The organism is Hyphomicrobium sulfonivorans, assembly GCF_013306565.1.
In the GTDB taxonomy this organism is placed as follows: Bacteria; Pseudomonadota; Alphaproteobacteria; order Rhizobiales; family Hyphomicrobiaceae; genus Hyphomicrobium_A; species Hyphomicrobium_A sulfonivorans.
The window spans coordinates 214,129-226,710 of sequence record NZ_PZPO01000005.1 but is presented as its reverse complement, the minus strand read 5'-3'; the positions used below and the strand labels follow the sequence as shown (position 1 = coordinate 226,710).

Genomic DNA, 12,582 nt, shown 5'->3' with positions numbered 1-12,582 from the left:
TGCTCGCATGTTTCATCTGCTCCATTCAGAGAAACATTGTTTTTTTGATTCTATGGAGTGCTAGGGCAATGAAGGCCTTTTATCTGGCTGCTGGCGCATCGTTCCTGATGATTTCGACCTCGTACGCTGCGACCGTAAAAGTTGCGGAAGGAACCGTTTTACTCCAGGATGGGCATGGCAATTTTAAATCCGTTGTTTTTGGAACAACCTCTGTCAATCCGGGCGACAAAATCGTTATTCGCTCCGGCGGGGTCGCTGTCGTCGACTACGGCAACGCCTGCACGGTGCGTCTGCCCGCAGGTATCTGGACCATCAAAGCCGCAGCGCCCTGCAATGACAGCGCGGCTAACATCGATTTTACATCCAGAATGAACCAGGCTGGGCCGCCGGAAGGCGGAGACCTGCCGATTGAGGACACCGCGTCAGCTCCCGCCGCCGACATGACACCGTGGATCATTGGTGGCTTGGCTGTGGCAGGTGGCGTCGGCATCGCGATTGCCGTGAGCAACAGTGGCAACGATAAGGATGATCCGGCACCACCGACGCCGGATGTAACCCCAACACCCCGCGACCTCCCTATCAGCCCTTAGCTGAGCCGTTGTCGGCAACGTGCTCAAAAGCTGGCAAGCGCGCCCTGCGTCTTTCCAGACAGCGCTGTTGTGTCAGCCGATGTGTCGATTGATACGCATCAACTTGCCCGACTGTTTCCGCCTGCTAGTGTCGTGCGGAACAGATCAGCGACGGCGCATGCATCGCGTGCATCGCACCCGCTGAACATTAGCGGGGCGCCACCGCCGGGTAGCAAGGATGCGCACAATGTCTGGCAACTTCATATTCCGCACAGCCACCGCGATAACGCTGACGGCGGCGCTGGTTCTTTCAGCAAGCGCACTTTCCGCAAGCGCGGAGCCAACAGACATCACCGTGCGCGTGCTGAGCAAGGATGCCAAGTTCATCGGCACCAGCATGGGCAGCGTCCGCGTCACCATACGGGATGCTGACACAGGCGAGCTGCTTGCTTCCGGTCTGACGCAGGGCGGAACGGGCGACACTAAGCGGCTTATGCATACCGATGCTGGCAGACGCTCGCCCCTTGCAGATGACAGCGCCGCAAAATTCAGCGCGACCATTGACCTCGACGCCCCGCGCCGCATTGAAGTGGAAGCCTATGGACCGCTTGCCCAGGCTCAGTCCGCCCAGCGCGCCAGCTCGACGCAGTGGGTCATTCCCGGCAAGCATGTCAGCGGCGGTGACGGCTGGACGCTGGAGTTGCCGGGATTCGCCGTGGACGTTCTTGCTCCGCCCGCGCATCAGAGCATCACAGGCCCGACAACGGTGAACGTGCGTGCCAACGTGGTCATGATGTGCGGCTGCCCCATCACACCCGGCGGGCTGTGGGACGCGAATGGTTATGAGGTTGAAGCCATCGTGCTCCGCAACGGCAAACAGATCGGTCGGATGCCGATGAAATACGCCGGCGAACCAAGCCAGTTTGCAGGCGATGTGGAGGTCACCGAGCCGGGCATGTACGAAGTTGTCGTTTACGCTCACGATCCGGCAAACGGAAACACCGGATTGGACCGCACGACGTTCAACGTCGCAACCAAGTAGCCCCGCGGGACGAGCCGCAACGTCGGATGTTGCACAGCGGTCATTCCGATGATGGCACTAGCCGCCAAACTTTGCCGGTCGAACCGTAAGGCCCCATGGTCTCGTTGGTCAGCACATAGATCTCGCCATCGCGATCTGCGCTCAGCCCGATGATGCGTGAATCAGATTGCAGCAATTGCTCCAGCGGCCACAACCCGTCTTCGCTGGCTGCTGCCGGATCGGCGACGAAAAGTTGACCAGACGGCTGCTTGAAATCGGCACTCCAGTCTGAAACCAGCAACTTGCCGCGCAAGGCAGTTGTCTTCTCGCCGTCATACTTGCGTGCACCGGTGATCGCGGTTCCCAACCCCTTACGCCCGACATTTGTATCGGGATGCGATGCCTGCATGTTGGGATATTCAACAACCGGCAGCTGGAGCGGATCGCCTGCTGCATCTTTGCGGGCGCAGTCCGCTGGCGGCTGGCGCGGCTTAAGGCGGTCGATGCAATGGGTGCCTTCGAGCAGCGGCCAACCATAGTTGCCGGGCGCGCTGACCTGATAGGCGGCCTCCCAAAGTGTTTCAGCCGTCGCGGTGGCATAGAGCCCGCCAGCCTTGTCGAACGCCAGCCGATAGGGGTTGCGAAACCCTGACGCCCATACCTCCGGCATACCGCGTCCCGCAGCCGATGCGCCTGATGCAAACGGGTTGTCGGGCGGAATTGCATAGCCGGGAAAGCCGTGATCGACATCAATGCGCAGGATCTTGCCAAACGGCGAATGCATATCCTGCGCAACGCGATCCCACGTCAACGCTTCGGCGGGCACGTTGAAGGCATCCCACGTCACATCTTTGCCGATGCCATGCGAGGCGCCGCCATCGCCAAGGCCGATGTAAAGATTGCCGTCCGGCCCAAACGCCAGACCGCCGCCGTTGTGTTTGCGGCTGGGCCAGTCAACCTCCAGCAGCACGCGCTCAGACGCCGGATCTATTCGGGACAGATCGCCGGGCCTCGCGGTGAATTCCGACACGCGGCGGGTGTGGTTCCAGCCTTGCGGCGCACCGGCCCGCAACGGCGCTGAATAGGATGCGAACACGCGTCCGTTGCGCGCGAAATCGGGATGCAGCGCAAAGCCCAACAGCCCGCGCTCTTCAAAGTCCTGCTGCAACGGCAACAGGCGATCGCGCAGGTCAAGAAACGGTTCGGGCTGCAATTTGCCATCCCGGTCGAGCACGCGGACAACGCCATCCTGCTGCGCGATCAATCGGCGGCCGCTGCCATCGTCGGGTTCTTCAAGCTGGATGGGTGCTGTCAAACCGGAGGCGACCGGCTCAAGCTGCACGCCCGCGCCCATCGCCACGTGAGCTTGAAAGACGACAGCGCAGACGACAACGAAAAACCAGCGCATGGCACATCCCGCTAACATTGATGCTGCGCGCCGGCGGTCACTGCATCATCAACCGGATCAGATGGCGCGCGATACATAATGAGATCGGGCGTGGTCGTTACTCGCACAATGGCATCGATCACGCAAAACCCTGTGAAATTTGCCCGGATGTAATTGGCAGGGGAAGAACGGCCTTCGCTGCGGACAAATTGTTGAAAATATTCATATAGATGACGCATCAGGTTATGCATGAGGGGACGCGCAGCGCAGCGTCCTGCGCTTCACTTCAATCCCGCAATGCCTGCCAGATATCGTCTTCGGCAGCGTTGCGTGTTGCCGATGCGCGCTGGCCCTTGGATCGACAAGGAGCGCAATGCCCATCCGGACGACCACCGCGCTTACAGTTCTTTCATTGATGTCGATGTCGGCCAGCGCGCGCTGACGGTACCGTTTGCTCCAGCGCCTCAGAGCCTTACAACTGGAGCGGCGCTTATGTCGGCGGAACATTCAGCTGTAAGCGCGCTGGCGCATGGCACAGGTCGAGGCAGGTTTGCGCTGATGGCGCGGCGCGTTGATTTTCTGCGGAATTACCAGGGTGTGCGATGCCTAGCGAGGTTGTCTTGGTCCCGGTATGACGATCGGTGATTGCGCTGCGCCGTCCAGCCGTTACAACGGAGGACGATGTCAACGCAGAGTGCCAGATCGATCCGATAATGACCGCACCGTTCAATGCCGCCGATGCGCGCCGCAGCCTGTTCTCCGGCCTTGTAGCCGCCGCCACTGCCTATGGCCGCGATGGCAAGGGTGAGCGTGTCATTCTTGAGGATGCCGACGGCAATACGCTGACCTACAAGCGGCTGATCCTGTCCAGCCTGGTGCTGGGGCGAAGGCTGGCGAAGCTTGCGCGCGAGGGTGAGAACGTCGGCGTGCTGCTGCCCAACGCTGCCGGGTTGCCGGTGACGATACTGGGCCTCAACGCCTATGGCCGCGTTGCTGCGATCTTAAACTTTTCGGCCGGGCGGCGCGCGCTGACCTCCGCCATCGCCACCGCACAACTGCGTACGGTTTTGACGTCGCGACGGTTCATTGAAGCAGGCGGCTTCGAGGATCTGATCGCAGCCCTTTCAGCGGCGGAATATGCGCCCGGACAAAAGACGCGCATCGTCTATCTGGAGGATGTGCGGGCCAGCATCGGCATCGTCGACAAGATCGCGGGCGCCCTGCGCGCATTGCGGGCGAAAAGCATCTATCGCGCCAATCCGGCCGATGCGGACCGCCCCGCCGTGGTGCTGTTCACCTCCGGCACCGAGGGCGCGCCCAAGGGCGTGGTGCTGACCAACGGCAATATCGTTGCCAACGTCAATCAATCGCGCGCGCATCTGGGCAAGGTACTGTCGCCGGGCGAGGCGCTGCTCAATCCACTGCCGATCTTCCATTCCTTTGGACTGACCGCTGGAACGTTTGTGCCGATCTTCGCCGGGGTGAAGTGTGCGCTATATCCCAGCCCGCTGCATTACAAGCAGATCCCCAAATCCATCCGGAAGACGCAGGCGACGCTGATGGTGGCGACGGACACGTTTGTGTCGGCCTATGCGCGCGCGGCGGAGCCCGGCGTGAAATATGCCGTGTGCGGCGCCGAGAAGGTGAAGGAGCCGACACGCCAGCTTGTGGCGCCGACCGGCGTTGAAATTCTGGAAGGTTATGGCGTCACGGAGACGTCGCCGGTGCTGGCCTGCAATCTGCCGGAGACGAACCGCTACGGCACCGTTGGCCGTCTGCTGCCGGGCATGGAGGTGCGGCTGGAGGATGTGCCGGGCCTCAGCGACGGCAAGCGGCTTTATATTCGCGGGCCGAACGTGATGGCCGGATACCTGCTGCCGGATCAGCCCGGCGTTCTCGTGCGCCCGCGCGATGGCTGGCATGACACCGGCGATATCGTTTCCATCGACGACGGCTTCGTGAGCATTCGCGGCCGCGCCAAGCGCTTCGCCAAGCTGGGCGGCGAGATGGTGTCGCTGGCGGCGGTGGAAAGCCTCGCCTGCGCGCTGTGGCCGGATGCGCAGCATGTGGTGCTGAGCTTCCCCGATCCGCGCAAGGGCGAGCAGCTGCTGCTTGTCACCGACCAGCCAAACGCGAGCAAGGACGCCCTGCTGGCCCACGCCCGAGGCGAAGGCTTCTCGGAGTTGTGGGTGCCGAAATCCATCCTGATCGTCGATGCCGTACCTTTGCTGGCGACCGGCAAGGTCGACCTGCAGGCAACGGTTGAAATGGCCCGCCCCGCGCAACCGGCGCTGTAGACGAAGCCCGAGAATCGCGCATCGGCACGGGCGAATTGAGATCGGCTATGCTCCGGCAGCCGATGGGTCTGCACGTACCCAAGTCAATGATATTACGCGTATTTACGGCAACGCCAAAGCCGCACTTGGGCACGAACTCAACGCCTGTCGGAGGGGCATTGATATATCGTGCAGTGCGCAAGCGTTGCTGCGCCACCACGGGCCAACGGGAGATCGCGCCAGCCTCGTTAAGAATTCTTGACCCCGGCCCCGCCGTTCTTCATGGATGTTGATAACAGGTGCAGCGCTCAAGCGTTTCGCCTTGGGGAAACACCAAGAAATTTCCACACACAACGAGAGTACGAACAGCCATGTCGACGACCACGGCGCCTGCGCGCGTTGAGGGCACGGATGTTGTTCTGCGGCGTCCGACGCTGCAGTGGGCGCTGAAGCGCGCAATTCTTGGTTTCGTGATCCTGTTCGTAACCGTAGCGGCGGCGGCTACGCTGCTGCACGCCTCCATCGACCCAGATGACGAGGCCGCATCGCAGGCGGAGCTGACGTCCCTGTAATTGGGATACCCAGCGCAGCGGGCTAACGTGGGCTGTTAAAAGCCAGCCACGCAGCGCTGGATCAGATTACGTCGGCCATTATTCCAGCAATGGCGACGTATTCAGCGACCGGATTGAATTATCTGAAACATCTAATGTTGAGAGGAAAGTCTCGACATTTTCGGGCGGCCATTCGATCGATGTCGTGAACACACTTCACGTTCACACGGGCATCACCGCCAACGTGAACATCATGGTGCAGGAATTTATCCGCCAGGCTGCGGGGTACAACATCCGCGGCAACCTGCACCGTGGCGGACACAGAGCCGATTGAGCTGACTGCGGACGAGCGCGCCATCGCGACTCAGGCCGCCGCCGCCCTGGGTCTCAACGTTTTCAGTGCCGGCAGCTTGCGCTCATAGCATGGCCGCCAAACGGCAATTTCCAATCCATTGCAGGCATCCACGATCATCCTCGCAACGACTGCTTCGAGCCCAAAAAGACGATCGGGGCACTGCCGACGAATGTCGGCTTTCTTCAAGACATGTCATGTCGATCGGCTGTAATGCCAATTTGCGCCAACCTGTCTGAGGCTCTTAGAAATGATCTTTCGCTATACAATATTATACGTGGATGACGTCCCGGCGTCGGTGAACTTCTTCGAAAAGGCATTCGGATTTGAACGAGCGTTCGTTCACGAAAGCGGCGACTACGGTGAACTCGTGACCGGGGCGACCAAGCTGGCCTTTTCCTCAAAAGAGCTGATGCGCCAGCTGGACAAGAATCCGGCTGCACCCAGACCGGACGCCCCTACATTCGAGATCGCTTTCGAAACTGATGACGTCGCGGGTGCTTTGGAAAGGGCCGTCAATGCCGGTGCGACGCTGATTCAGGACGTGCGGGATGAGCCATGGGGGCAGACAACCTCATACGTGGCCGATCCGAATGGCTATCTGATCGAGATTTGCTCTGCCGTACGGCTGCCCGGGTAACGCCAAGATGGAAGCGATTATCGAGCGGTTGAAGGCCGTGATCCTGATGGTTGATCCGGATGCGGCCTTCGTCAAAAAGTATGGCGGCCTCGTTGTCGAGAGCATCCCCGGACAACCCAAATCGCAGTTCTGCGGTATCTTTGCCTACACACGCCACGTGTCCCTGGAGTTCACCCATGGTTCGCATCTGGATGACCCGGACCGAATTCTGGAAGGCAGTGGCCAACATCGCCGTCACATCAAATTTGCCCGCCTGTCTGACATCACCGAGAAGCGATGCGACGGCTTTCTCCGTCAGGCCCGCCGGCTACAGGGCAATTTCCTCTGACCAGTTGCCCAGACCAGGCTGCAGAAGATCGCTCATAGCGCTTGGGTTCTGGCGTAGCTTTTCCGGCGACCGTCCGAACCACCGCACGAACTCCCGTGTCATATGGGCCTGATCGCTATAGCCATATTCCATCGCGATTTCCGAGAGTGGAACTGAGCAGAACGCCTGCCATGGAAAAACTGCGACCAAAGGTAACGGATAGGGTTGTGCGAATGGCACAACTGCCCGCAGGACGCGAGCTTTCGGGGCTTTTCCTGCCAGTGCCGCGCCGGCAGAACCCCAAGCCCACCTTGATTGCCCCCCAAGGCCTCAACTATCCTGCTCCTTCAGAGGCCGGCGCATCCCCGACCCGAACTTTTCTGGCGAGGACAGCCCGCGAATGTCGGAACAGCAAAAGCACTTTCCTGAGTTCTACGTCACCGCCCCACAACCGTGCCCCTATCTCGCCGGACGCCAGGAACGAAAGCTCTTCACGCATCTGACGCACGAGAAGCCTGCCAGCGTGATCGATAATCTGCTGCGCGGCGGCTTCCGTCGCAGCCAGAACATTGCCTACATGCCGTACTGCGAAGGCTGCCAGGCGTGCGTGTCGATCCGGCTCGTTATTGATGAGTTGCACATCGGCCGCTCAATGCGGCGCACGCTGGACAAGGGCCGCTGCCTGGGCGCCAAACGCGTGCCGCCCGAGCCAACTTCGGAGCAGTTCGCGTTGTTCCGCCACTACATCGACACGCGCCACTCCGACGGCGGCATGGCCGACATGACGGTGCTGGACTATGCGATGATGGTCGAGGACAGCGTGATCAACACGTTCGTCACTGAGTATCGACGCAAGCCGGAAGATCCGCTCGACACCGATGTCGAGAGCTGGCCACTGGTGGCTGTTGCGCTGTGCGATCTGCTGTCGGACGGCATATCGATGGTCTACAGCTTCTACGATCCCGACATCGCGCATTCCAGCCTCGGCACCTACATGATCCTTGAGCACGCGGAATACACGCGCTCGCTCGGGCTGCCATATCTCTATCTCGGCTACTGGATCGATGGCTCGCCGAAGATGAACTACAAGATGCGCTTCCAGCCGCAGGAGCGACTGGGCCCCAACGGCTGGGTCCGCGTTTAAATAACGTACGTTTGCGCGCGACAGCCGGGCGTGCAGAGACGCGTTTGGAATCTCGTCGCCTAGCTAGGGCCTTGGATGGCCCCAGCGTTACATCGCAGTGCTATTGCTTGAGCGCGGCATCCAGCTTCTGGAACATGTAGCCCCACTTCGCACTCTGCGTGTCGACGAGTTGCTGCATCCGTGACTTGAGATCCGCCAGCAGGGCGCAATCGGGCGTCGCGGCCTCAGCCCCTTCCTGACCCATTGTTGAAATATCGGTCAGCAGCCGTTCCGAATCCCGGTCATAGACGGCGATTTTTTCATCGCGAACGAACGGCGCGGCGGCGGCCAGAAACTCGTCGTGGCTCCAGCCGCGCTTGTCTTTCAGCTGACGCAGACGCTCCTGAAACAGCGGCTTGTTCTGCATGTTGAGATCGCGCAGCGCACCGGCCGCGTCGTCAACAACGGCTTCGAAATCCGTTTTCTGGCAAGCACCCGCAACAGGCGCGGGCGCGCTGTCCTTGGGTGCCGGTGGCTGCGCACCGTTGTTGCTGCCCGCATCCGGCGAGGCAGATGATTTGCCCAGATCCAGCGGCGCCCAACCTTTAGGTGCCGGTGCCGGAGACGGTGAGGACTGGGCTTTTGACGACGACGATGCAGGCGTCTTGGTGGCCGGCGCAGAAGGGAGAGGCAAGTCGGCCTCGGCCTGCACATCCGCGGTGCCCCAATCGGACGCAGCCGACTGCGCGCGCACCGATGCGCCGCCGGCAACTGCGACCAGCGCAACGAGCAGAGCTGCAAAAATGCGAATAGTCCCCGTGCCGTGCATGGGACACTCCTAGCGGGCCGCTGGTTTCGCAGCAAGATGCAGGCGAACCATTCCAGGAAGGATCGGAGCAGACCGGCGCCGCTGCAACAGTTTGCATCCGCCGATGCGCAATGATTGTGCGGCCGTGGCCTGGACGCCCCAGCGCAGACGATGGCGGCACCCACTGAGTCCGCCACGAATCTCTCATTCGACGATCTGTCCGGTGTCACGAATCATTGGCGCTGCGATGCATCAATTCGCTGCCAGTGTGGAATGCGCGTCGGTTGCCGGCAGAAAGCTGTGCAATTCGGCCAAATCCAACAGGATCGGATTAGTGCTCGCTGTTTAAGCAAAGCGGGATCGAGATATGCTAAACTCAAGCAATCCGGTGTTGTCGGGCGCCGCGGCTCCGGGTTCACGGCTTTCCATCAGCGAGGCGCCGAGGGCAACTGCATGGATATCTCGCAGCTTCTGATTCAGGCCATCAGCGGCGCGGTTGGTGGCAATGCCGCCGGCGCCGTTTCCAAGGACACCGGACTGGGCACGCTCGGCAACACGATCGCCGGTGCATTGGGCGGCGGCGTGGGCGGTCAGATCCTCAACTCCGTGCTCGGACTTGGCGGCACGGCGGCCGCTTCGGGCATGGATATCGGCTCCATCATTTCCGCGTTTGCGACCGGTGGCGTCTCCGGCGGCCTGACGGCGCTGGTGCTCGGTTATCTGAAGTCGCGCGTCGCCTGATCTGCCAGAGCTCGATCCAACCGATTGAGATTGGCATCGGGCCAACCACAGTACCCATTGGCGGGCTAATCTGAGCATTTGGATGCAAGCGGGCGCCACCGCACGGCTGTTTTGACAGTAGGCGCCCGCAACGCTTTTTAATGGCGCTCGGCGACTGCGCTTTTGTGGCGCTCGGCGACTGCGCTCCGCGCAGCCGGCCGCCGAGCGCGTGATTTCGCGCTAGAGACTCTCCTTGGGAGAGCCGGCCGCGAGCGCTGATTGGTGCACGCTGCCCCGCGTCTCCTCTCTACTCTCTACGTACTCCCGACGCAGGTCGCGATCCACGCCAGCTTTGATGCGCTCGGCGACACCCCTCCGGGGCGCCGGCCGCCGAGCGTGGGAATATTCTTAAATGGCGCTCGGCGACACCGCTTTTGTGGCGCTCGGCGACTGCGCTCCGCACAGCCGGCCGCCGAGCGCGTAACGGAGCCGAGCGCCGGTGATTGCGGAATGCGCTAATCAGAACGATGGGCCGAACGAGTTCGAGCGCGGGAAGCCCTTCGGCACCGTGGCGCCCGACTGCGCGCGCTGCCCCACCCACTCCTTCAGGTCCGCCCATTGCAGCGTGAACGTGCGGCCGGCAGCATCCGTCCAAGTCAAACCTTCGCTGCGCTTGAACACGCGCGCATCAAGCACGCTCGCGCCCTTGGAGCGCTGCAGGATGACACCCTTGCCGCGTGTCATCTCGTTCACTTCCTCAAGCTTGAAGACGAGCATCTTGCGGTTGTCGCTGATGACGGCAACGCGGTCGGCACCATGTGGCACCGGCACGATGATGCGAGCTTCATCGGGTTCCGATACATTTAGAACCTGCTTGCCCTTGCGCGTGGAGGCGACGATGTCGTCCTCGGGCACGACAAAGCCATAGCCGCCGGTTGACGCGATCAGCAGCTTGCGGCCCGTTTGGTAGACAAACGCGGCGGCGATGTCGTGGTTTTCTTCCAGGTCGATCATCAACCGCACCGGCTCGCCGTGACCACGGCCTCCGGGAAGCTGCGACGCCTCCAGCGTGAACACCTTGCCGTTGGTGGCCAGCAGCAGCAGCTTGTCGGTCGTGTGCGCCTTCACCGCCGTCTTGAGTTTATCGCCCTGCTTGAAGTCGAGCTTCGACAGATCGTCGACGTGGCCCTTCAGTGCGCGCACCCAACCCTTGTCGGACAGGATTAGGGTGATCGGCTCCTTTTCGATCAGCGCGGCGTCGAGATCGACGTCAATCTCCGGTGCATCGGCAAACGATGTGCGGCGGCGTCCCAGAGCCGTGGCCTTGGAGTAGCGCTCGCGCACGTCCTTCACTTCGCTGGAGATGCGCTCCCACTGGAGGGATTCCGACGCGAGCAATTCTTCAAGGTTGCGCTTTTCTTCCGACAGCTTGTCGTGCTCGGCGCGGATCTCGATCTCTTCAAGCTTCGACAGCGACTTCAAACGCAGATTGAGGATCGCGTCGGCCTGCACTTCGCTGAGCTTGAAGCGCGACATCAGCTTGGCTTTTGGATTGTCCTCATGGCGGACGATCCGGATCACCTCGTCGATGTTCAGGTAGGCGACGAGGTAACCATCCAGCACCTCAAGCCGATGCTCGATCTTTTTCAGGCGATACTGCGAGCGTCGCACCAGCACTTCGACGCGGTGTTCCAGCCACTGCCACAGCACATCGCGCAGGCTGAGTACGCCCGGAATCTGCCCGGCCGACAGCACGTTCATGTTGAGGCCGAAGCGGACCTCCAGCTCCGAATAGCGGAACAGGCTTTCCATCAGCAGCAGCGGATCGACCGCGCGCGTCTTCGGCTCCAGCACGAGGCGGATTTCCTCCGCGCTTTCGTCGCGGATGTCGCCCAGCAGTGGCAGCTTCTTCTCGGTCAGCAGTTCGGCGATGCGCTCGACCAGCTTGGCCTTCTGCACCTGGTAGGGAATTTCGGTGACGACGATCTGATAGCCGCCGCGGCCAGCCTCTTCCTTTTCCCACTTGGCGCGAATGCGGAAACTGCCGCGACCGGTCTTGTAGGATTCAAGGATGGACTCGCGCGTTTCGACAATGACACCACCGGTCGGAAAATCCGGACCGGGGATCATCTCGACGAGCTTCTCGATGGACGCGTTCGGATGCTTGATGAGATGCAGCAGGCCAGCGCAAAGCTCATCGACGTTGTGCGGCGGAATGTTTGTCGCCATGCCGACAGCGATGCCGGACGCACCATTGGCCAGCAGGTTCGGGAACGCGGCCGGCAGCACCACCGGCTCCTGCTTGCGTTCGTCGTAGTTGGGACGGAAGTCGACCGTGTCTTCTTCCAGACCTTCCATCAGGTCGGCAGCAGTACGGGTGATGCGCGCTTCAGTATAACGCTCGGCGGCCGGGTTATCGCCGTCGATGTTGCCGAAGTTGCCCTGCCCGTCGATCAGCGGATAGCGGACGGCAAAATCCTGCGCCAGACGCGCCAGCGCATCGTAGATCGCCTGATTGCCGTGCGGGTGATAATCGCCCATCGCGTCGCCGACGATCTTGGCGCACTTCAGGAAGCCGCCATCGGGCGACAGCCGCAACTGGTGCATCGCATAGAGAATGCGACGGTGCACAGGCTTCAGGCCATCGCGCACGTCGGGCAGTGCGCGATGCATGATGGTCGACAGCGCATACTTGAGGTAGCGCTCCTCTAGCGCTTCCTTAAGGTTCACTGGCTCGATGCCATCGGGGCCGGGAAGAATCGGTTTTTCGCTCATGCCGATGGGCTAGCGCGCGGCGCGCCCGGCGGCAAGGGCAAGGTTGGCTATGC

Annotated in this window: 14 protein-coding genes; 9 read left to right on the top strand and 5 right to left on the bottom strand. The window is 61.3% G+C overall.

Annotation, left to right across the window (positions count from 1 at the left end):
* Nucleotides 1-68 precede the first annotated feature (68 nt).
* Complete coding sequence (locus tag C6Y62_RS12515; RefSeq protein ID WP_173954185.1) at nt 69-590, top strand: hypothetical protein; 522 nt, start codon at nt 69-71, stop codon at nt 588-590.
* A 226-nt stretch (nt 591-816) separates the two neighbouring features.
* Entirely contained in the window at nt 817-1,611 is a 795-nt protein-coding gene (locus C6Y62_RS12510) for a hypothetical protein (RefSeq protein ID WP_173954184.1), read from the top strand.
* 40 nt (nt 1,612-1,651) lie between these two features.
* Here the strand turns inward: C6Y62_RS12510 and C6Y62_RS12505 are convergent, their stop codons facing one another.
* Together C6Y62_RS12505 and C6Y62_RS12500 are read right to left on the bottom strand one after the other, a co-directional pair.
* Nucleotides 1,652-2,998: a PQQ-dependent sugar dehydrogenase gene (locus C6Y62_RS12505; protein WP_173954183.1), complete on the bottom strand. Its 1,347-nt coding sequence runs from the start codon at nt 2,996-2,998 to the stop codon at nt 1,652-1,654.
* Nucleotides 2,999-3,009: 11 nt separating this feature from the next.
* On the bottom strand, nt 3,010-3,216 hold the full coding sequence (locus C6Y62_RS12500) for a hypothetical protein (RefSeq protein WP_173954182.1): 207 nt from the start codon (nt 3,214-3,216) through the stop codon (nt 3,010-3,012).
* 474 nt (nt 3,217-3,690) lie between these two features.
* On the opposite strand from C6Y62_RS12500, the gene C6Y62_RS12495 reads away from it, so the two are divergent.
* From C6Y62_RS12495 to C6Y62_RS12480, 5 genes are all read left to right on the top strand, one after another.
* Entirely contained in the window at nt 3,691-5,274 is a 1,584-nt protein-coding gene (locus C6Y62_RS12495) for an AMP-binding protein (RefSeq protein ID WP_173954181.1), read from the top strand.
* A gap of 350 nt (nt 5,275-5,624) precedes the next feature.
* A complete protein-coding gene (locus C6Y62_RS12490; RefSeq protein ID WP_068461208.1) occupies nt 5,625-5,825 on the top strand; it encodes a hypothetical protein in 201 nt (66 codons plus the stop codon).
* Between the two features lie 184 nt (nt 5,826-6,009).
* A complete protein-coding gene (locus C6Y62_RS16655) occupies nt 6,010-6,138 on the top strand; it encodes a hypothetical protein (RefSeq protein WP_276510022.1) in 129 nt (42 codons plus the stop codon).
* A gap of 268 nt (nt 6,139-6,406) precedes the next feature.
* The gene (locus C6Y62_RS12485; protein WP_173954180.1) at nt 6,407-6,796 is read left to right on the top strand and encodes a VOC family protein; all 390 of its coding nucleotides are present in this window, start codon (nt 6,407-6,409) and stop codon (nt 6,794-6,796) included.
* A gap of 7 nt (nt 6,797-6,803) precedes the next feature.
* Nucleotides 6,804-7,124 carry a DUF1801 domain-containing protein gene (locus C6Y62_RS12480; protein ID WP_173954179.1) on the top strand — a complete coding sequence of 107 codons (321 nt, stop codon included), beginning with the start codon at nt 6,804-6,806 and terminating at the stop codon, nt 7,122-7,124.
* Here the strand turns inward: C6Y62_RS12480 and C6Y62_RS16840 are convergent.
* Complete coding sequence (locus C6Y62_RS16840; protein ID WP_420844162.1) at nt 7,104-7,343, bottom strand: helix-turn-helix domain-containing protein; 240 nt, start codon at nt 7,341-7,343, stop codon at nt 7,104-7,106. The genes C6Y62_RS12480 and C6Y62_RS16840 overlap by 21 nt on opposite strands.
* Nucleotides 7,344-7,503: 160 nt before the next feature.
* On the opposite strand from C6Y62_RS16840, the gene C6Y62_RS12470 reads away from it, so the two are divergent.
* On the top strand, nt 7,504-8,247 hold the full coding sequence (locus C6Y62_RS12470; protein WP_173954177.1) for an arginyltransferase: 744 nt from the start codon (nt 7,504-7,506) through the stop codon (nt 8,245-8,247).
* A 100-nt stretch (nt 8,248-8,347) separates the two neighbouring features.
* Here C6Y62_RS12470 and C6Y62_RS12465 read toward each other — a convergent pair whose 3' ends face one another.
* Nucleotides 8,348-9,055: a hypothetical protein gene (locus C6Y62_RS12465; RefSeq protein ID WP_173954176.1), complete on the bottom strand. Its 708-nt coding sequence runs from the start codon at nt 9,053-9,055 to the stop codon at nt 8,348-8,350.
* A gap of 432 nt (nt 9,056-9,487) precedes the next feature.
* On the opposite strand from C6Y62_RS12465, the gene C6Y62_RS12460 reads away from it, so the two are divergent.
* A complete protein-coding gene (locus C6Y62_RS12460) occupies nt 9,488-9,775 on the top strand; it encodes a DNA methyltransferase (RefSeq protein ID WP_068461352.1) in 288 nt (95 codons plus the stop codon).
* Between the two features lie 498 nt (nt 9,776-10,273).
* Here the strand turns inward: C6Y62_RS12460 and parC are convergent, their stop codons facing one another.
* Nucleotides 10,274-12,529 carry a DNA topoisomerase IV subunit A gene (gene parC, locus C6Y62_RS12455; RefSeq protein ID WP_173954175.1) on the bottom strand — a complete coding sequence of 752 codons (2,256 nt, stop codon included), beginning with the start codon at nt 12,527-12,529 and terminating at the stop codon, nt 10,274-10,276.
* Nucleotides 12,530-12,582: the final 53 nt, after the last annotated feature.

Bases quoted from the DNA above. Each gene is read 5' to 3' on its own strand.
- C6Y62_RS12515 (WP_173954185.1), top strand. From the start codon at position 69: ATGAAGGCCTTTTATCTGGCTGCTGGCGCATCGTTCCTGATGATTTCG.
- C6Y62_RS12510 (WP_173954184.1), top strand. From the start codon at position 817: ATGTCTGGCAACTTCATATTCCGCACAGCCACCGCGATAACGCTGACG.
- C6Y62_RS12505 (WP_173954183.1), bottom strand. From the start codon at position 2,998: ATGCGCTGGTTTTTCGTTGTCGTCTGCGCTGTCGTCTTTCAAGCTCAC.
- C6Y62_RS12500 (WP_173954182.1), bottom strand. From the start codon at position 3,216: ATGCGTCATCTATATGAATATTTTCAACAATTTGTCCGCAGCGAAGGC.
- C6Y62_RS12495 (WP_173954181.1), top strand. From the start codon at position 3,691: ATGACCGCACCGTTCAATGCCGCCGATGCGCGCCGCAGCCTGTTCTCC.
- C6Y62_RS12490 (WP_068461208.1), top strand. From the start codon at position 5,625: ATGTCGACGACCACGGCGCCTGCGCGCGTTGAGGGCACGGATGTTGTT.
- C6Y62_RS12485 (WP_173954180.1), top strand. From the start codon at position 6,407: ATGATCTTTCGCTATACAATATTATACGTGGATGACGTCCCGGCGTCG.
- C6Y62_RS12480 (WP_173954179.1), top strand. From the start codon at position 6,804: ATGGAAGCGATTATCGAGCGGTTGAAGGCCGTGATCCTGATGGTTGAT.
- C6Y62_RS12470 (WP_173954177.1), top strand. From the start codon at position 7,504: ATGTCGGAACAGCAAAAGCACTTTCCTGAGTTCTACGTCACCGCCCCA.
- C6Y62_RS12465 (WP_173954176.1), bottom strand. From the start codon at position 9,055: ATGCACGGCACGGGGACTATTCGCATTTTTGCAGCTCTGCTCGTTGCG.
- C6Y62_RS12460 (WP_068461352.1), top strand. From the start codon at position 9,488: ATGGATATCTCGCAGCTTCTGATTCAGGCCATCAGCGGCGCGGTTGGT.
- parC (WP_173954175.1), bottom strand. From the start codon at position 12,529: ATGAGCGAAAAACCGATTCTTCCCGGCCCCGATGGCATCGAGCCAGTG.